The organism is Paenibacillus sp. 2KB_22 (assembly GCF_052115745.1).
Lineage (GTDB): Bacteria > Bacillota > Bacilli > Paenibacillales > Paenibacillaceae > Paenibacillus.
Window position 1 is genome coordinate 932,653 of sequence record NZ_JBFRHG010000001.1, and the last position, 20,008, is coordinate 952,660.

Below are 20,008 nucleotides of genomic sequence, written 5' to 3' on the forward strand. Positions count from 1 at the left end.
ATCCCCTTGTTCCACAAGGAGATGTTTATCTCTGCTGATTGATTAACCAGTAGAGATAACTCTTGTGAACAAGGGGACCTATTTGTCTAGAAATCTATGCTTAACCTTTCCAATTTCCGGACACGGGATGAATACCCCAGATATCTGTGGCATACTCACTAATGGTACGGTCACTGGAGAATATACCGGAATGCGCCGTATTTAATATCGCTTTTCGAGTCCAGCCAGGAATATCCCGATACGCTTGGTCAATGGCAGCATGCGCATCTGCATAAGCAGCAAAATCACGCAATACAAAGTATTCGTCACCATGAGCTAACAACGAGTCGTAAATATCCCAGAACTCCCCGTCACGATAACAGAATGCACCTGGATGCACCAGTTGCTCCACGACCTCGCGAATGCGTTCATCGTGCTGCACAATCTCATTCGGACGATAGCTGCCGGAACGATAATATTCCAGCACTTCGTCTGCACGCAGACCATAGATGAACATATTTTCTTCTCCGACTTGCTCTGCCATCTCCACGTTGGCTCCATCCATCGTGCCAATCGTTAAAGCACCGTTCATCATAAACTTCATGTTGCCCGTACCGGACGCTTCCTTACCTGCGGTTGAGATCTGTTCACTAACATCCGCAGCAGGAATGATTTTCTCTGCAAGAGAGACGGAATAGTTCTCGAGGAAAAATACCTTTAAGCGGTCATTCACGGCCGCATCCCGATTCACCGTATCAGCCACGGTATTGATCAGCTTGATAATTTTCTTGGCAAAATAATAACTCGGTGCTGCCTTGGCACCAAAGATGAATGTACGTGGTACCATATCAAACGAAGCATCATTCTTAAGCCGGTTATACAGATGCATGACATGCAGAATGTTCAACAGCTGCCTTTTGTACCCATGCAGCCTCTTCACCTGTACATCAAAAATGGAATCCGGATTCACTGATGTCCCGGTATGGTCCAGAATATACGCAGCAAGCCGCTCTTTGTTATCCCGCTTAATCAAACGGAACTGCTCCTGGAATGATGCATTATCCGCAAAGCCAGCCAACTGGTCCAGCTTGCCCGGCTCTGTTATCCATTCGTTACCGATGGTATCCGTAATCAGATCCGACAGTTTCGGATTGGCATGCATCAGCCAGCGGCGATGGGTAATACCATTGGTTTTGTTATTGAAACGCTCTGGATACAGTGCATAGAACGGAGCCATCTCGCGTTCTTTCAAAATCTCGGTATGCAATGCAGCAACACCATTCACGCTATGACTGCCTACAATCGCCAGATGCGCCATCCGTACCTGATCGTTCGCAACAATCGCCAGATGCCCTATACGATCCTGATCTCCCGGATACCGATCCAGCAGCATGCCACAGAAGCGTTTATTGATCTCTTCAATGATCATGTAGATCCGCGGCAGCAGCTTGCTGATCATGGCTACAGGCCATTTCTCAAGCGCCTCACTCAGCGTTGTATGATTGGTATACGATACAGTACGAGTTGTGATATCCCATGCTTCATCCCAGCCATAACCCTTCACATCAATCAGGATGCGCATCAGTTCTGGAATAACCAAGGTTGGATGCGTGTCGTTAATGTGGAAGGCCACTTTGTCAGGCAAACGATCATACGGCAGCTCCAGCTTGTTGAACGTGCGCAAGGCGCTCTGTACGCCTGCTGAACACATGAAGTATTGCTGCTTCAATCGCAGCAGCTTTCCTTCATACTGGGAGTCGTCCGGATACAGGAATTCGGAGATCGATTCAACGGAACGGCTATAATCCAGATAACCGTAGTAGTTCGATGGCGTGTCAAGTGAAGTCTCACGCTTCGGCTCGGCACTCCATAGGCGCAGTGTGTTCACATGAGTTTGACCATAACCGATGACAGGCACGTCATAGGGAATGGCTACAACCGATTCGGCATCTTTTGTAACAAACTGATATTCCCCATCTTGCTCGTGAGCTTCTACCCGGCCCCAGAACTGGACTTCCACTTTTTTGTCTGGACGGCGGACTTCCCATTCATTGCCCTTATCCAGCCAATTGTCGGGTAACTCTACCTGATTGCCATTGATGATTTTTTGCTCAAACAACCCGTATTTATATCGAATGCCACAACCATGTCCTGCATATCCGAGTGATGCGAGTGAATCCAGGAAACAGGCAGCGAGTCGTCCCAGACCTCCGTTACCGAGTCCTGCATCCGCCTCCTGTTCTTCTACCTCTTCCAAGGAGAAGCCCAGCTCAGCCAAACTATCCCGGACGAGTTCCAATTCATTTACATTCAGCAGATTGTTGCCGAGCAGACGTCCAATCAGGAATTCCAGCGAGAAGTAATAGACCTGTTTATCCTGGCGCTGCTTGAACCCCTGATTCGACGCTGCCCAATCCTGTCCTGCATATTCACGAATCATGCTTCCCAGTACGTGGTACACGTCTTCCTGTGTGGCTTCTTCAATCGGTTTGCCCAATTTGCTGACCAGATTCCGTGTAAAGATACTCTTGAACGTTTCTTTGTTGTCAAACAAAAGTAGGTTCCTCCCGGGGAAATCCTGCAGGATGATGGCGGTTCATACACTCAACATTTTGGTTTGAGCATGCGCACGTTACGGTTACGAATCGTTCTTTTGATCGCTGTTATCCCTGTATTTTCTTGAATTTATTATTTAGATGTGAAAATACAGGGATAAAGGCGACCGCTACGCTTCTTCAGAATCGATTTCGTCCCCTTCACTTACTACTACGCTCTTTACCAAACAACTTTCGTCTACGAACCTTAAATCCATCCTACAGGATTTTTATTTTATATATATTTATAGAAGATATCGGTTACGTGTGGGCTTTAGATAATAGTGCTTTTCGCTAAAATGTATGGATTTGACCGGTCACCGATCAACGTCTGTCCTCCGGTCAGCTTCACGTCTTTATCCAAAATGACGTTCTCAAGTACCGTCCCTTCACCAATGTAACATTTCTGCATGATGATGGAACCTTTGATTTTGGCACCTTTCGCCACCTGTACACCACGGAACAGAATACTGTCCTCCACCTCTCCACCCACAATGCAGCCATTGGCAAGGAGGGAGTGTTTAACATTCGCGGTATCCAGATATTTGGCGGGAGCTTCATATTTGATTTTGGTTTGGATCGGATCTTCCTTGAACAGTTGTTCATATTGCCCTGTGTTGAGCAGATCCATACTGTTGCGATAATAACTGTCAATGGAATTGATGACTGCGTGATAGCCATCATATGCGTACGCAGCGATATTCAATCCATCCGGATTTTTTTGAATCACATCCCGGAAGAAATGGCTCTCGCCATGATCAATGCAGCGCTGCACCTGGCGCAAGAACAATTCTTTTTCCATGATGAAAATTTCTGTATATATATTCGGGTGATTAGCGCTTTGGTGAATGTCCACCACGTTACCGTCCCCGTCATGGTCAACTTTGACACAGGCGTCATGCTCAGGCAGCAACTGATCTACTTTTTTGCAGACCAGTGTAACGTCCGCTCCTTTGCTGATGTGATACCTGTAGACATCCTGGAGGTCTGCTTTGGTCACATGGCGACTACCCGCATGCACAACATATTGCCCTGCACCTCTGTGGAAAAAGTCCAAATTGTTATGGAAATGCTGCAAGTCCCCCTGTGATGTGTCTGTTGGATCGTTCCAGTCTGGTGGCAAAATGAACATGCCCCCATGCTTGCGATCCAAATCCCAAGGTTTGCCGTCACCGAGATGGTCCATCAACGAGCGATATTTTCGCCTAACAAATACACCAATACTCTCAATTCCTGCATTCATCATGTTGGATAGAACAAAATCGATCAGACGGTAACGCCCGGCATAAGGCACCGCGGCTCCGCAGCGAAAGTACGTCAATTCCTTCAATTCCTCAAGTTCATGGTCAAGGTTAATAACTCCAATCAATTGTTTCATCGCATGCACCGTCCTTTTGACTTCAATTAGGCCTTGCTGGTTATTCCTTGGCGAAGCAGACGTTCCAGTTCTTCCTGATCCACGAGCAATATATCACTCTCATCTTCCGGTGCAGGCGAAATCTGTGTTCCATCGGGAATAACCAATCCTTCTGCGATAATAGCTCGGTAAATGCGCACATTCTGCCCGATTTTCACTCTTGGCATGATGACCGAATCGATAACAGCACTGTTCTCCCCAACTTCTACCCCGTAGAAGAGGACGGAATGGTTGACCTCGCCGTGCACAATACTACCTTCACTAATAATACAATTGCGAACCTTCGCCGAAGGCGAGATGTATTGTGCAGGTTGGTTCGGATTACGTGTAAAGATACGCCAGTCCGGATCATTCAGATTAAACGGTGTGTCTTCGTCCAACAGGTCCATATTGGATTCCCACAGACTGCGAATGGTACCTACGTCTTTCCAGTAACCTTCGAATGGATACGCATATAAGGATTTTTCGTTTTCAAGCAACAAAGGAATAATATCTTTACCAAAATCATAGGAGGTGGATGCCTGTTGTTCATCCTGGATCAGGAAACGTTTCAGTACATCCCACTTGAAGAGATAGATACCCATGGAAGCGAGTGTGCTCTTGGGCTCGGGAGGTTTTTCTTCAAATTCATAGATACTATAGTCCTCGTTGGTGTTCAGCACGCCGAATCGGCTGGCTTCTTCCAATGAGACATCAATGACCGATATGGTGCAATCCGCATCTTTATCTTTGTGATACTGGAGCATTTTTTCGTAGTCCATCTTATAGATATGATCCCCTGACAGAATGAGCACGTGCTCAGGATCGAATTGTTCAATAAAGTTCAGGTTACGGAAGATGGCATCTGCTGTACCACGGTACCAGTTGCTTCCGTCTTCACGTTCATGGGGAGGAAGTACGTATACTCCGCCATTTTTACGGTCCAGATCCCAGTCACTGCCAATACCAATATAGGAGTGCAGGACAAGTGGCTCATATTGAGTTAATACGCCCACTGTATCAATACCCGAATTAGAGCAATTACTCAGCGGAAAATCAATGATTCGGTACGTGCCGCCAAAATATACCGCTGGCTTAGCCAGTGATTTCGTTAATCCTTTTAACCTCTTCCCTTGCCCTCCGGCAAGTAGCATCGCTACAACTTCTTTTTTCGCCATCATTACAGCCTCCTCCACGTGCATTCGTTCTGATTCATTTCAGAGCCCATAATCGATATTCTGTTGTGTGGACACTGTTGTCATGATTAGGAGCATGCTGTACAGATGTGTAACTGGATGAGTTTTATTGCAGTAGAACTTGTTTGATTGTGAAGCCTGAAATAGAGATGATGCGGTGTAGAATTGCCTTGATTGTCTTACAGAGGTGAATGTTAAATGCAGAACTTAAGGTGTAGCTCGTGAACAATGTAATAGACTACTCCTATTTAACATTAAACACGAAACGGACTGGGGAATCTTACTGGAAAACATCGACATCAAGTTGCGGGTAAGATTACCCTTTCTCGTGCCGCTGTTATTCATATTGTATTCGATAATAGTTAATGAAACTCCTTTTGGAAAATTCATGGTAAAAGTGTGACACTACTAGACCCATAAACCTATAAAATCAACAATACAGGTCTTACGAATCAGAAAATGGCAATTTATTTGTAAATTTTTAGAGGATTATATAGAAATGTGTCGAATAGAGAGATGTAGTATGAAAGTAGTGTTTGAATTTCCTTTAAGCATGCAGTCTATCAAGGAGTTACATACTAATAACTATAAATTATTTGGAGGTCTCTATGAGTCGTATTATTAAGTATAACAGGTTTACTGATAACGGAAGTTTGTCACGTGAAAAGGAAGATCTAACATATACATTGTTTGAAAAGTTAGATTTTATTAATGAACTGCCTAAAATCTCATTTTTCAGAAGTGATTTTAGAGGATCAAGATTTGTAAATGTATCTTTTTATGAGAATAATTTTGATCGTGCAGATTTTATTTCAGCGATATTTGAAAAATGTTTATTCACTGAGATTGATATTGCAGCCTCTGAAATTAAAAATTGTTACTTTAATGAATGTAATTTCACTCTAAATAATTATGCAAACACGTCGATACAAGAATGTACTTTTGAAAACTGCACTTTTGAAGATGAAAAATTTTTAGTGAACATGAAAAATTGTAAGTTTATAAATTGCACTATGAGAAATTGTGATTTTGAACGTTCTACAACTGAAAAATTGGAGTTTAATGAATGCGAAATCTATAATACCGATTTGGCCACAATGCATGCTGAAAATTTTATTTTTAAATCATGTGTTTTAGAAAATGTGAGTTTAGGAAAAAGTTATATTTTCGGTTATTTATTTTATAAGACAGATATTTCGAGACTCGATGTGCTTTACAGAGGAAACACCGTGAAAATGAATGTTGATAACTTCTCAGAATATATCATTTCATTATTAACGCAACAAAGATTTTCTGAATTTATAAATGCAAATATATTCTTGTTTAGAAATTTTGAAGGAGTACCTGATCAAATCAGTAATGCATTAAGTGAATTATCAAAAATAAATAATACAACTCGCAAATTAGAAATGACCAATTTATTTGACATGTTTACATTCTATATCTTAAATAATCAATTACCCTATAAGCTTGTCTCCAAGGTATTAAATATTTTAGATGATTTTGATTGGACAGCATTCCCGTTTGAAGAGCAACTTGTGTATATTTCCATGCATAAAAAAATCGAAATGATAATGAATACTTTTCATTATGATGACAGTTTCATTGAGAGTGCGGCAGGAGAAACTCTTTTTGTAACGTTCAGATGCAAAACAGATGATTATCAGGAAGCTCTAAAATTAACCAGTGACCTATTGGATGACCTTCATTTGAAATTGGGATTAGATAAAAATTATAAATTAATACAAAAAGAAAAAGGCTCATGGATTTTAACTTTTGCAGTTGTTGGTGTAGTAGCATTGATGATGCCAAAAATGTTAAATGACTACTCCAAAACTTTCTTTGATTTTTCCTTAAAACGAAAAAAATTAAAAATTTTAGGAGTGTTGCTTGACAATATTCGTATAGACCCTGAAAACATACCTAAATCTTTAGAACAATTCAACTTAATTTTAGACACCTCTGAAAAATCAGGTCTGACAAATCCAACGTTTGATAATATTATTGTGACTGAAGCTTTCAAAGAAATAGTTAATCAAATAGATATTGGTGCATAAGGAGTTTTAGATCTACTATAGAACTCTACAATTTTTCTTAAAGCAGGTATTAGTATAGACTGTTCAATCGAAAGATTGACTCTGAAATAATAATGGGTTTGACTTTCAAAGAGATATCTATCATGGGGTATTGTTAGTATGTTAATATTCTCTATTAATTTGCTAGCAATATCCATGTTGTTTTTAGTACCTATTTCGCTATAAGGTACCCCTATTAAACAGAAGTATCCACTTTCACAAGCACTAATAACATATTCCGTGTCCATTAATAATGTTTTAATCAACTCAAAATTATTCATTGCAAATAAAATATTACTTTTAATTGTATTTAATACTGTGGATCTATTGTTGCTATCATAAAGTTGTTTAAATAGCGTGACCTGTGAGTAGACTAAAGAACCAAGGGAATGAACGGAAACTCTTTCAAATAGGCTTATATTTTCTTTACTACCATAAACTAAACAATTCTTGATTCCATTTAAGAACAGTCTCTTAGATATGGATTCAATGATAATAATTTCTGGATATATATCGAATAAACTAAGTAAAAATTCATCTATAACATTTAAATTCCCCAAATTCCACTCCATACCGCCATACATAAAATCAATCAACAATGTAACATCATGCTTTTTGCAAATGTTAACAATATCAATATACATATCTTTTGTAATTTTAATACCGCTTCCCAATAAAGGATCATTCATTATTAGTAAATTAATTCCATATTCAATAATGATGTCTTCTAATTTATGAAAATTTATAGTTACTTTTCCTTCCTCTAAAACCTCAATATAATATGTATCAACTTTTAAATCTTGCAAAACTTTTATATAAGTAAAATAAATTGGTGTAATTAACAATGCCTTCAGTTTCTTTTTCATATGAAATAGATTAATTAATAAATATGCACTCGAAGTTCCATTTGAAGATATTGAGAAGTCGAAATTATTTGAATTAACATTGGTATTGTCTAAAGCCTCGTGGATGAACCATTTCTTTGCTTCCTGTAACTCATCTAAAAAAAAGTAATTATTTTGACTTTGATCAAGGCTGCTGTTCACAGCATTTTTAATGATTTCAAGGGGAAAGTTTAGACTATTGTTTTCTTTATTCCAATTGGATAAGAAACATGTTTCACTATTAATTTTATGTAAAAGTGGTTCTATATTTGTATCATGATATAACGGCAATTTCATTACAAGACCTCCAAATAATTTATAGTTATTTGGAGGTTTTTCTCTACACGTTTAGGTTATTCCTCGGATTAAACCTCGACAGCACATCCTTCTTCCGTTCAACAGACACTTCTGTGTATATTTGCGTTGTGCTGACATTGGTATGTCCAAGAATCTCTTGCACTGAACGCAAATCTGCACCATTGTTCAAAAGATGTGTAGCAAAGCTATGCCTCAGATAGTGCGGTGTTGATTTTTTGCTAACCTTAGATAAGTCCCTGTATTTAGAGTAAATATCCTCAATGGAGTAGATGGAGAGTCGATCACCGTATTTATTGAGGAACAAGGCATCGGATTGAGGATCGAAATGTTCGCGGGCATGCAACCATGTTTTAATTTTATGGATGACCTCGCTACTTGAGATGTAGAGCAGACGTTCCTTACGACCTTTTCCAAAAATCAACACGGTTTTCTCTTCGAGATCGATGTGCTCCATATCAATATTCACCAGTTCACCAATACGAATTCCAATAACATAGAGAAGTTCAATAATTGCATCGTTGCGAAGATTAATTCTTCTTCTAAAACTCGTGTGTAATTGTTTCATGTGCTCTTGTGGTGCATTTAATAACTTTTCAACCTCACTTACAGAGAGTGTCTTAGGAATACGTCTTGCCGTTTTAAATTTTTTTCCGAAACCAATAATTGGGGACTCGACTATATCACCGTTTTGAACCAAATAATTAAAAAATGCTTTGAAACATATGTACTTTCTTTTAATAGTCGAATCTTTAAGTGTGTGTTCACTGTTTAATTGTTCAAGATACATACGCAAATTTTCTCTGGTCACATCATGGATATGTTTAGCATCAAGCCACTCTACAAGTCTGTTGAGATCAGACAGATAGGCTTTAATGGATTTAAGGGATAGATTCCGCTCTACGCTTAAATAAGTCTCGTATTGCTTAATATAGCTGTTTAGGTTACTTGTACTAAGTCTCATGATGCCTCCTGATGTCGATGTCATATGTTGCCAATGGCCCGACCTACATTATTACGCATTGAACTCCATTTGTGAAGATGCTCAAAGGCATATATACAATATTCGAGATTTGTGAAAAACAAAAAAAGAGCCGGATTCCCTCCGACTCGATACGTTCGCACTTATATAATTTTGCGGAACAGCTCCATCACTTCATCCTTGGACGGTTGATAGGGATTGCCTGGTGCACAGGCATCTTTCATTGCGTTATCCGCAAGCAATTCCACATCCGGATCTTCCACACCCAGTTCAGACAATTTCTCAGGGATCCCAACTTCCTTCGATAGCTGACGTATGGCCTCAATGACGTAATCGGAGCACTCCTCATCACTTCTACCCTTCACATCCATACCAATCGCTTTGGCAATATGACGGAATTTGCCGGGTACATGCTTGGCGTTTAACTCCTCCACATAAGGGAGTAACATTGCGTTGCACACACCGTGCGGCAGATCATATACGCCACCCAGTTGATGCGCCATCGCGTGGACATAACCTAGACCCGCATTATTAAATGCAATCCCGCCAAGGAAACATGCGTACGTCATATGTTCCCGCGCTTCCAGATCACTGCCGTCTCTCACGGCTCTTGGCAAATATTCAAAGATCAGTTCAACAGCTGCTGCAGCTGTCGCGCTTGTCACAGTGAACCCTCCAGGCGTCACCATCGCTTCCACGGCATGAGTCAGGGCATCCATTCCCGTGGCCGCTGTGAGACTTGCTGGCTTGCTGAGCATTAACTCCGGATCATTAACCGACAGGGAGACCAGACTATTACGGTCCACCATTACCATCTTCACTTTACGTTCCTCATCTGTAATCACGTAGTTCATTGTCACCTCACTCGATGTGCCAGCCGTTGTGTTAAAAGCAACAAGTGGCGCGGACTTATGTTTCGATTGATGCAATCCTTCATATTCACGGATATGCCCACCGTTGGTAGCCACAATGCCAATACCTTTGGCAGCATCCTGCGGTGAACCTCCGCCTATCGATATAATGGCGTCACAGCCATGATCCTGGAATAATTGAAGTCCGTCATGTACATTCTGACATGTTGGATTAGGCTGAACCTCATCATATACGACATAGTCTAACCCTGATTTTCTTAATATAGACAGTACCTGCTCTGCAACGCCTGAAGCAATCAATTGACGATCACTTACGACCAATGCTTTGCGGATCCCCATCTGTTCAATCATCTGGCCTGCTTCCTGTAAACACCCTCTACCCATCAAGTTCACGGGCGGAACATAATATGCATGTGTTGCCATCTGAACCAGCCTCCTGTAACCCCTGATTTACTATCTACATTGTAACTGAATCCGTTTTCAGATATAGTGAAATAAATCACAATGAACACGATAAATGTTACACTGAGGTTGATTTTTACCCGTAATGAAAAAGACGACCCAGACACCCGAAGGTCTCCAAGCCGTCTATCCTATCTATCTTAAAGCTATGTCCACTACTTATACCTTACAATGGTACTTTCATTAAAACATCCTTATCCTTACGAAGGCTTACAGCGCCTTATCGTTCACGCCGTCAAGCCATGCCTCAATATCTCCAATTACAGAGGAAACACAACCGTCCTCAAATGGTGAGTTCAATCCAGCCAGTTCAACCAATCCGGTGAAGGATAGGCTTCCTCCCGCTTTGCACAATGTCAGATAATCGGCCCATGCGGACTTCATATCTTCGTTACTGCGTTTCCAGAACTGGAATGCACAGATTTGTGCCAGCGTATAGTCAATGTAATAGAATGGCGAGGAGAAAATGTGACCCTGCTTATGCCAGAAACCACCCTGCTCCAGATAAGCATTATCTTTGTAATTGATGTGTGGCAGATAGGTCTTCTCAATGTTGCGCCATGCCTGCTTACGCTCCGTTGGTGTCGCATCCGGGTTCCCATACACAAAATGCTGGAATTCATCCACAGCTACACCATAAGGAATGAACAACAGACCGGAAGACAGGTGATCAAATTTGTACTTGTCCGTATCTTCCTTGAAGAACAACTGCATCCACGGCCATGTGAAAAACTCCATACTCATGGAATGAATCTCAGCGGATTCATATGTCGGCCAATTGTATTCAGGCACTGCAAAATCACGGCTCTCATACACCTGGAAAGCATGACCTGCTTCATGTGTCAATACATCGATATCACCGGATGTACCGTTGAAGTTGGAGAAGATAAACGGCACTTTGTAGTCGTTCAGGAACGTACAATATCCGCCGCCCTGCTTACCTTTTTTGCTTACCAGATCCATAAGCTCGTTGTCGGTCATCATCTGGAAAAATGCATCCGTCTCTGGCGATAATTCAGCGTACATTTTTTTACCATTTTCAATAATCCAGTCCGCGTCACCCTTAGGTGTCGGGTTACCCGTCTTGAAGCTGAAGCCCTGATCGTAATAATACAGTGTATCCACATCAATCCGATTACGCTGGCGCTCTCTGAGCTTCGTCGCTACAGGTACAATATAATCGCGAACTTGTGCCCGGAAGTTGGCTACCATCTCCGCGTTGTAATCCGTACGGTTCATACGATCATAGCCGAGTTCCACATAACTTGGATATCCCAGTTTCTTCGCAATCTGTGTACGTACTTTAACCAGTTCATCGTAAATGCGATCGAATTCAGCCTCATGCTCAGCCATGAACGTGTATCTGGCTTCCGAAGCCCGCTCACGCATGGAACGATCCGTGGACAGTTCAAATGGATGCAGTTGTGGCAACGTGCGCTCTTCACCTTCGAACGGAATTTTGGCCGAAGCGATCAGCTGATTGTATTCTGTGGAAAGTTTGTTCTCCTTCTGGAGTTCTTCAATAATTTCAGGGCTGAATGTTTTCAGTGAAAGATCCGCCAGCTGGAACAGCTGTGAACCCCATTTTTGCTCCAATTCATTGCGGAATTTCGAGTTAACCAGTGCACGGTAAAAATCCGTAATATATTCCTGCACAATCGGTGCATTTTCATCCAGAAATTCGTTCTCTGCTTTGTAAAACTCATCATTGGTATCAATGGAATGACGGATGTAGACCAATTGGGCTTGCGTCTCAAAGTCACTGCGCAGCGCATTAATCTGATCCATGAACCCACTCTGTTCCTCAACCGTTGTCGCAGCTTCAAAACCGCTCAACAGCTCACGGAAAGATGTCTTGATGTGTTCCAGATTCGGACGTGTATACGTATACTCACTAAATTTCATTTATGTACACCCTTTCCTGTTTGGCAGAATCTCGGGAGTACCCCGAGTTAAACTACCCCCTATTATACAAAAGAGTAGCTAAAAAATCCCATCTTTACGAAAAATATTTGTCCATCGGTCAAATTTATATAGCATTATTAGTTACATATATTACATGATAATGTAAGGTCAGTTCTTCAAAAATTTTCGCCACACAAATAAGCCCGCCTCGCATTAGCGAAGCCAGCTTATAGGTTGTCTCTCTTCTTTTCACATTTAAACAATACTAGCTTTGGTCTTTATCCATAATCTGATAGAACCAGCCCATTCCGACCATGCCCACGACCATAATAACAGCCATAATAATGATATATGTCATGAATGTAACCTCCCTGCTTCCGTATATTCATCACACTACTACTAGTGTACACGGTGAAGCGCCGTTTGAATTGACCGAACATTGACAAAAATACGAAATCTTTAATTTTAATATATTGATTATTCCCCAAGCACACTAAATCATACATACCTCACTGCACGGTTCAAAGTTTCATCCGCCATGCTTACGGTGTATACTATACTTCTATGAAATGGAATTTGGATTTTTACGCAGAAAGGTTGAAAGACATGTCGACTCGCATCCCCTTACGTCAGCTATTTCTTACTATTTTACTAGCCCTTATGTTATCTGTTTTAACCGCCTGTGCGGATGGAGAAGCCCATTTAACGGTGAATATGGACGGATCAACGGATCTGGATCTCAATCTCAACGTAAAGAACTCCGCTCTTGGAAAGATTGGACAAGACAATCTCATGCCTCTGATCGCAGATGCATTGAATCGAAATAACTTCCAGGCAGAGGTTTCGGAACAGGGCGATCAGAAGCAACTCACAGCGACCACTCATTATGAAAAAAACAATACGACCAGCTTTGATACATCCGAGTTACCTCAAGGGATCAAAGTTGAACAATCAACTACGCCCGGCTTCTTCACTTCCAAGATGCACCTTACAGCAGAAGCCGACCTCATGGAGTCCATGCCGGATGGTGAGATCAAAAATCAGATTAACAAAGTACCTAGCTTTCTTAAGAACCTCTTGTTAAAAGATGTTAACTTTGACTTCAAGTTGTCTTTGCCTATCAAAGCAGCCGATTCCAATGCGGATCAGGTAGAGGATGGCGGAAAAACGCTCATTTGGCACGTTTCACCCCTCCAGATGAATAAACTGGATCTGACTGTACAGGTTCCTAATATTCGGAACATCATCATCATCGCAGTCATTGGTCTATTACTCATCATTGCTCTGCTCATTTGGTTTTTTGTTCGTCGCAGACGGGCCAGACAGGTCCATAGTGCAAGATCACATCGCGGAAAAAATTAATTTCTTTCACACCAATTTTATTTGTGACTTGCCAAACGGTGTTATGGATAGTAGAATACATCCGTACTGTGTGAACGGTTAATTTTTTATTAAGCAAAGCTAAAGAGGTGACAGGTTTCATGAATATCCGCGAATGCCCACTACCTGGTATCGGAGTTAAGTACCAGTTTGATACAAAGGGCGGCCATCAGTTAGTCATTATTGTACATGAGGACGGACGCCGTGAATTATTCTCCGTTGATCCACAAGACAACGAAGAACTCACTCTGATTGCAGATTTGGAAGATGACGAATGCGTAACCCTTTCCGGGTTAATCGGAGGCTGGTCGTAAATGACAGAATAACCTGTACCTTGGATTCCAAGGCACAGGTTATTTTTCTGTTACGTCACCCTTTGAGAGCGAATATATGGAACCCATGTATTGAGTACGCGGCTAATCTCCGTAGAATGGAACGGTTTGCTAATAAAGTCTTGCATCCCGCATTTCAGACACTCCTCACGGTCACCAGCGCCTGCAAAAGCTGTAATCGCTGCAATAACCGGTATTTCCGGGTGGGTCTGTCTGATTCGACAGGTCGCTTCAATCCCATCCATAACTGGCATTTGAATATCCATAAACACGAGGTCATATTGAACCTTGTTCAATGAATCGACGGCCTGTGCCCCATTCTCAACGATATCACATACTCCGCCAAACTTGCGCAGCATCTCCTCCAACAGATGACTGTTGACCGCTTGATCTTCAGCAATCAAAATTTTGATGTCACTGGCCAGACTAGCACGATCCAATTGCAGTTCATCAGTCGCAGTGATTTCGATCGGGTCACTACTTTCCTCTTGCCAACGCTCAACCACGAGGGTGAACTGGAATTCTGCTCCCTCACCGATCTCACTCTGCACGCCAATCGCTCCGCCCATTAATTCCACCAGTTTCTTGCTGATCGCAAGCCCTAGACCTGTTCCGCCAAACTTGCGATTGATGGCCGGATCAAGCTGTGAGAAGGATTGGAACAACTGATGCTGCTTTTCTATTGGAATACCGATTCCTGTATCTCTCACCTTAAAGGTCAACATCAGGTTGTCCCGACCATGCTCATCTGAGAAATCAGCACCTACGCTCACCTGAATACGTCCCTGCTCTGTGAATTTAACAGCGTTACCCACGAGATTAATCAAAATCTGCCGGATTCGTGTCTCATCCCCCCGAATGCGCTCAGGAATGTGATCCGACACTTCACAATAGAGTTCAATATTTTTCTCTGAGGCCTTCAGTGCAAACAGCTCGATTACCCCACCCAGCATCGCCTTAATATCCACTGGTGCTCGCTCAAGATCCATTTTGCCTGCTTCGATTTTGCTGAAATCCAAAATTTCGTTCAAAATGTACAAAAGGGATTCGCCACTTTCAATCATGATCTCCGCAAAGCCTTTCTGTTCATCATCCAGTTCGGTTTCCATTAACAGATGGGCCATGCCCATAATGCCGTTCAGTGGCGTACGAAGCTCATGACTCATAATGGCTAGAAACTCGGACTTCGCTCGGTCTGCATGTTCTGCTGCTTCCTTGGCACGTATGATGTCCTTAACAGATGTCATATCACGGAAAACCAAAACTGCCCCGCGGGTTCTACCCTGATCCATAATCGGCTTCAATTGGAACTCCGCCAGAAAACTGGACCCATCCTGTCTCCAGAAAACGGATTCGGTACGCGGCAGACCTCGTCCCTCACGAACAGCCTGTAGAATTGGTGTATCCTTGGATGGATAAGGGATGCCTTCGCTCTGCATTTGGATCATCAATTGCTCTAGTGCTTTGCCATTCATTTCACTTGGACAGAAGTTCATGATCTCCGCAGCGGCCGGATTGGCAAAGTTCAGATTCCCTTCCAGGTCCAGTCCGATAACACCCTCAGACATGCCATTCAAAATCAATGCCCGTTCATAACTAAGATTCTCGATTTCCTCGACGTAACGTTTGGACTCTGTAATGTCACTGGTAATCCCGTACACTCCAACAACTTTGTCCTCAAGTAAAATAGGAACATTAATCACATTTGTTTCAATTCGCTGCCCATTTTTGTGAATTAAGCCTATCTCGTAGCTCTGTGCAGTGCCCTTCACCGTTTCCTCAAAATGATGTCGAGTCTTCTCCAGATCCACAGGATCAATGAGGTGATCAAAAGATCGACTCAGCAGCTCCTCCTTGGTGTGTCCTGTCAATTGTTCCTGACCCACATTGGCTTTCAGTAGATTGCCTTCCAGATCAAGAGAAGCCACACCCAGGGGATTACAGTCAAATAATGATCTGTACTCCTGCATGCTTAACTGTTGTTGCTGGCTGGCTGTGATATCCCGGGTTACAGCGACGAGTTCTAACAATTCACCTGCGCTGTCATAGACATAATGTGTAATGGTATCTGCCCATACCGTAGATCCGTCCTTATGTTGCAGGCGATAACTGAGCCGTTTGGGAGCCAGACCCCTTCTCTGCTCTTCCATATACGCTTCAACCAAAGGCACATCCTCCGGACAGATAACGAATGTTCCCGGCTTACCTATAACTTCTTCCAATTCATAGCCGAGCATGCTCTTGCATGCATTCGATACATATTTAAATGTACGACTGGAATCAACATCATGTATTGCAATCAGGTCCAGTGAAGACTCTGCCAGCAGCCGCGAGATGCGACTGCTCTCTTCCAATTGCTTACGTTGCACAATAAGGATTTTCTCTGCATCTTTTTGTTTTGTAATATCAGCAGCTTGTACGAGCAAATACAAGGGTTCACCACTCGTTTCATCCCTCACGATGCAAGCTCTAATGGTTGCCCATAATAACGAACCGTCCTTTCGTTTCAGACGAACCTCTGTCTCGTACATCGGACTTGTTTCATGGGTCATTTCCCAGAACTTGCTGCGGAATTCCTCCATGTGCAGATCTTCTTCGTAGATCATATGTATGACCGAAGTATCGATCAGTTCATCTTCACTGTATGCAAGCATCTCGCAAAATGCAGGATTAAGTTGCAGCCACCGTCCGTTTACATGCGATGCGACAGCAATGCCGATTGGTGCGTGCGTATACAATTGTTCGAACAGAGATCGGCTCTCTGTAATGGATTTCGACATTACATGTCCTCCTTTGTGAGAATCTGAATGTATTCCGTATGAATAGATCCACCTGAACATAACTTCATCTATAGAGTACTACCCCAAATGCCATGATTTATAAACGAGATCAGACAAAATGTCCTTATGAATTGCATTTTTAATCTTGGAAGCTGAGAACGTTCAATGTGTACATACCAATTCGAACACATCACGTCATATACTACACAATACTCGTGCTCTCCTGATTATACAATGTTGAATATTCGAATAGGAACGGAGGTTATGGATTATGATCATTGTCGCAAATCAACCCGCCCTGCTAAACCGCTCGGAATGGTCTGATTTTGAATGGTATTGGTTACAGCAACTTCAGAATCGTCCAACGAGATATGTTTACCAATCCATGGATCATCTTCGATTTGAATGGGACTTGAGAGGCTCGCTCGTAGATGCAGCAGAAGGACTGGATCGAAGCGGGGTGAGTTTTGCTTCCTTTGAAAAATCCAGATGTAATCCTGCCTACTGGAATCGAAATGCAGAGGGTGGGTTCGAGCTAAAATCGAACGTGACACCCGCCGACGGCATCCGGGATATCTGGAGGAATGGACACTTATATGCCTTTGAATGTGCAACAGCCACTGTCATTGTGCTGTATGGTGGCGTGCTGGGAAGCATTCGCGAAGATGCTTTTAATTCGCTGTTTCGAAATCTGTTACTCTTTGACTGGCATTATGACAGCGACCTGCGACTGACTGAAAAAAACGGTAGTGAAACCGCGCTTCCAGGAGATGTGCTGTATTTCAAAAATCCGGATGTTTCTCCCGAAACTCCCGAATGGCAGGGAGAGAATACGATTATGCTGCGCGAGAACTGGTATTATGGACACGGCATTGGCATTGCACGCGGCGAAGAAATTATACGTACCCTGAATCAGTTCCGCGTTCCAGGTAGCCGGGTCTCCGCCTACTTAATGGATATGGTTATCTATCCGGACTTCTTTTATTTATCTCGATTCGCCAAGAACAGCGAGAATAATGTTGCCGCTGGTTCTACACCTGTATTACCCGGACAGTTATATGTACGCCTTGGTGGCAGTCGTTATTTACGCAGCTGAATTACTGGAACGGAAACGGCCTACGCATTTAATTGCATCCATGATATCTCAATCTGAGTGACGACAAACAAGCCCAATGGTGCAGCAGTTACCCCGCCATCTCATTGGGCTTTCCTCACATTCAAATAATCATTACTTTATCCACCTTGGCCTTACCCATGTGCTACCTCAATAATCGTCTGGCAATTTACGCGTTCGGGTCCAGTTGCACAACAACCTGTTTACCACTTACCTGAACACCCGTCGTTTTACTACCGAATTCAGCCAGCGATTTGCTTAGTTGTTCTGCCCATTCCTTGCCAGCAGCTCCCTCTTTGGCTCCATGCACCTGGATGACGAGTTTTACAGAATCACCCTTCTTCAGAATGCGTTCCGCCTGAGACTGCTTGGTATCCCGGTCATGATCCTCCATCGCAAGGTTCAATCGAATTTCTTTTACTTTTCGTTTATCAGGGGATTTACTCTCTTTTTTCTTCGCCTGCTGCGCTTCCGCTTTGGCTGCTCCTGCGCCGATCAGCTTGCATGGAGGCGGACTGGTCATCAAGGACAAGCACACCAGATCTACTTTATGCTGCTTCGCAAGTAGAAGAGCTTCCTGCGTGGACATCACGCCCAGATCTTCACCGTTCAATCCGGTAAGCTGCACTTCGGCTGCTTTGATTTTTTCATTTTTGATCATGATTCTTCCTCCTCTACATCAAAAGCCTGTCCTGACCATTTAAGGATCAGAGCAGGCTAGGATGGTGTTGCTACTATTTGTAATACATATCAGCGTATGAATAAGCCAATCCGTCCGATTTATAGCGTGTTGAATGCTTCCGTCAGAACCGGAACAATTTGTGATTTGCGTGATACTACGCCTTTCAAGAGTGCTCTGCTATCAGACAGCGTCACATTGTAGGCTTTCTCCACAGCTTTGGTGGATGCGCCATATGCCAGAGCTACGGAATCGTTATTCAGAATGTCTGTTACGACAAATACAAACAGGTCGAGACCTTTGCTGGAAATGATCGCTTCAATGGCTGCTTCAAGCTCAGGTTGCTTCACGAGAACATCATTCACGTCAACGGCATTAACCTGTGCAATTTCCACTTTGGATTGACCCATTACGAATTCTTTGGCATCCAGGGAAATCAGTTCAGCAATTGTTTTTTGGCTCAGATCCGCGCCGGCTTTCAGCATGTCCAGACCGTAGCTGTCTGCATCTACACCAGCAATGGCAGCCAGTTCACGTGCAGCGGCAACGTCCTGCTCTGTGCAAGTCGGAGATTTGAACAACAGGGAATCGGAGATAATGGCAGACAGCATCAGGCCAGCAATTGGTGCACTCACTTCGATGCCATTTTCCTTGTACATTTTATTCAAAATGGTTGCTGTACAACCTACAGGCTCTGCACGGAAATACAGAGGTCCGCTTGTCTCAAAGTTAGCAATACGGTGATGGTCGATAACTTCAACGACTGTCACTTCCTCAATATCGCTTACACTTTGCTGACGCTCGTTGTGGTCAACCAGAATAACCTTGTTTACTTCATTTGCAGCTGTTTTAATCAGACGTGGTGCTGCAATTTTGAATTGATCCAGTGCAAACTGGGTTTCACCATTGACTTCGCCGAGACGAACAGCTTCAACGTCCTGACCCAATTTTGTTTTGAGATCCGCATAGGCGATTGCCGAACAGATCGTATCCGTGTCGGGATTTTTGTGACCGAAGATTAACGCTTTTTCCATATTTATAGCCCTCCGTCAATTCTCATTTA

Annotated in this window: 14 protein-coding genes; 4 read left to right on the plus strand and 10 right to left on the minus strand. The window is 42.8% G+C overall.

The features are described from left to right. Positions 1–100: 100 nt before the first annotated feature. From AB4111_RS03775 to AB4111_RS03785, 3 genes are all read right to left on the minus strand, one after another. Positions 101–2,533 (minus strand): glycogen/starch/alpha-glucan phosphorylase, encoded by a 2,433-nt coding sequence (locus tag AB4111_RS03775; RefSeq protein ID WP_442030528.1) that lies wholly within the window; start codon positions 2,531–2,533, stop codon positions 101–103. 314 nt (positions 2,534–2,847) lie between these two features. Then, the gene (gene glgD, locus AB4111_RS03780) at positions 2,848–3,951 is read right to left on the minus strand and encodes a glucose-1-phosphate adenylyltransferase subunit GlgD (protein WP_339242018.1); all 1,104 of its coding nucleotides are present in this window, start codon (positions 3,949–3,951) and stop codon (positions 2,848–2,850) included. A 26-nt stretch (positions 3,952–3,977) separates the two neighbouring features. Next, positions 3,978–5,147, minus strand: coding sequence for a glucose-1-phosphate adenylyltransferase (locus AB4111_RS03785; RefSeq protein WP_442031569.1), 1,170 nt, complete (start codon positions 5,145–5,147; stop codon positions 3,978–3,980). Between the two features lie 626 nt (positions 5,148–5,773). Here AB4111_RS03785 and AB4111_RS03790 point away from each other — a divergent pair. Continuing rightward, complete coding sequence (locus tag AB4111_RS03790) at positions 5,774–7,222, plus strand: pentapeptide repeat-containing protein (RefSeq protein ID WP_442030529.1); 1,449 nt, start codon at positions 5,774–5,776, stop codon at positions 7,220–7,222. On the opposite strand, the gene AB4111_RS03795 is transcribed toward AB4111_RS03790, so the two are convergent. The 4 genes from AB4111_RS03795 to AB4111_RS03810 form a co-directional block, all read right to left on the minus strand. Continuing rightward, a complete protein-coding gene (locus AB4111_RS03795; RefSeq protein ID WP_442030530.1) occupies positions 7,201–8,421 on the minus strand; it encodes an aminotransferase class I/II-fold pyridoxal phosphate-dependent enzyme in 1,221 nt (406 codons plus the stop codon). The genes AB4111_RS03790 and AB4111_RS03795 overlap by 22 nt on opposite strands. A gap of 43 nt (positions 8,422–8,464) precedes the next feature. Then, positions 8,465–9,403, minus strand: coding sequence for a tyrosine-type recombinase/integrase (locus AB4111_RS03800; protein ID WP_442030531.1), 939 nt, complete (start codon positions 9,401–9,403; stop codon positions 8,465–8,467). 161 nt (positions 9,404–9,564) lie between these two features. Then, positions 9,565–10,716, minus strand: a complete 1,152-nt coding sequence (locus AB4111_RS03805) for an iron-containing alcohol dehydrogenase (protein ID WP_442030532.1) — start codon at positions 10,714–10,716, stop codon at positions 9,565–9,567. 249 nt (positions 10,717–10,965) lie between these two features. Continuing rightward, a complete protein-coding gene (locus tag AB4111_RS03810; protein ID WP_442030533.1) occupies positions 10,966–12,660 on the minus strand; it encodes a M3 family oligoendopeptidase in 1,695 nt (564 codons plus the stop codon). 606 nt (positions 12,661–13,266) lie between these two features. Between AB4111_RS03810 and AB4111_RS03815 the strand changes: the two genes are divergently transcribed. Both AB4111_RS03815 and AB4111_RS03820 read left to right on the plus strand, forming a co-directional pair. Continuing rightward, complete coding sequence (locus AB4111_RS03815; protein ID WP_442030534.1) at positions 13,267–14,022, plus strand: hypothetical protein; 756 nt, start codon at positions 13,267–13,269, stop codon at positions 14,020–14,022. 119 nt (positions 14,023–14,141) lie between these two features. Beyond that, entirely contained in the window at positions 14,142–14,354 is a 213-nt protein-coding gene (locus tag AB4111_RS03820; RefSeq protein WP_017688899.1) for a hypothetical protein, read from the plus strand. Between the two features lie 50 nt (positions 14,355–14,404). Here the strand turns inward: AB4111_RS03820 and AB4111_RS03825 are convergent, their stop codons facing one another. Further along, positions 14,405–17,152 carry a PAS domain S-box protein gene (locus AB4111_RS03825; protein WP_442030535.1) on the minus strand — a complete coding sequence of 916 codons (2,748 nt, stop codon included), beginning with the start codon at positions 17,150–17,152 and terminating at the stop codon, positions 14,405–14,407. 271 nt (positions 17,153–17,423) lie between these two features. On the opposite strand from AB4111_RS03825, the gene AB4111_RS03830 reads away from it, so the two are divergent. After that, positions 17,424–18,248, plus strand: coding sequence for a protein-glutamine gamma-glutamyltransferase (locus AB4111_RS03830; protein WP_442030536.1), 825 nt, complete (start codon positions 17,424–17,426; stop codon positions 18,246–18,248). Between the two features lie 187 nt (positions 18,249–18,435). Here the strand turns inward: AB4111_RS03830 and infC are convergent, their stop codons facing one another. Both infC and AB4111_RS03840 read right to left on the minus strand, forming a co-directional pair. After that, complete coding sequence (gene infC / locus AB4111_RS03835; RefSeq protein WP_442030537.1) at positions 18,436–18,927, minus strand: translation initiation factor IF-3; 492 nt, start codon at positions 18,925–18,927, stop codon at positions 18,436–18,438. Positions 18,928–19,046: 119 nt separating this feature from the next. Further along, positions 19,047–19,979, minus strand: a complete 933-nt coding sequence (locus tag AB4111_RS03840; protein ID WP_442030538.1) for a manganese-dependent inorganic pyrophosphatase — start codon at positions 19,977–19,979, stop codon at positions 19,047–19,049. Positions 19,980–20,008: the final 29 nt, after the last annotated feature.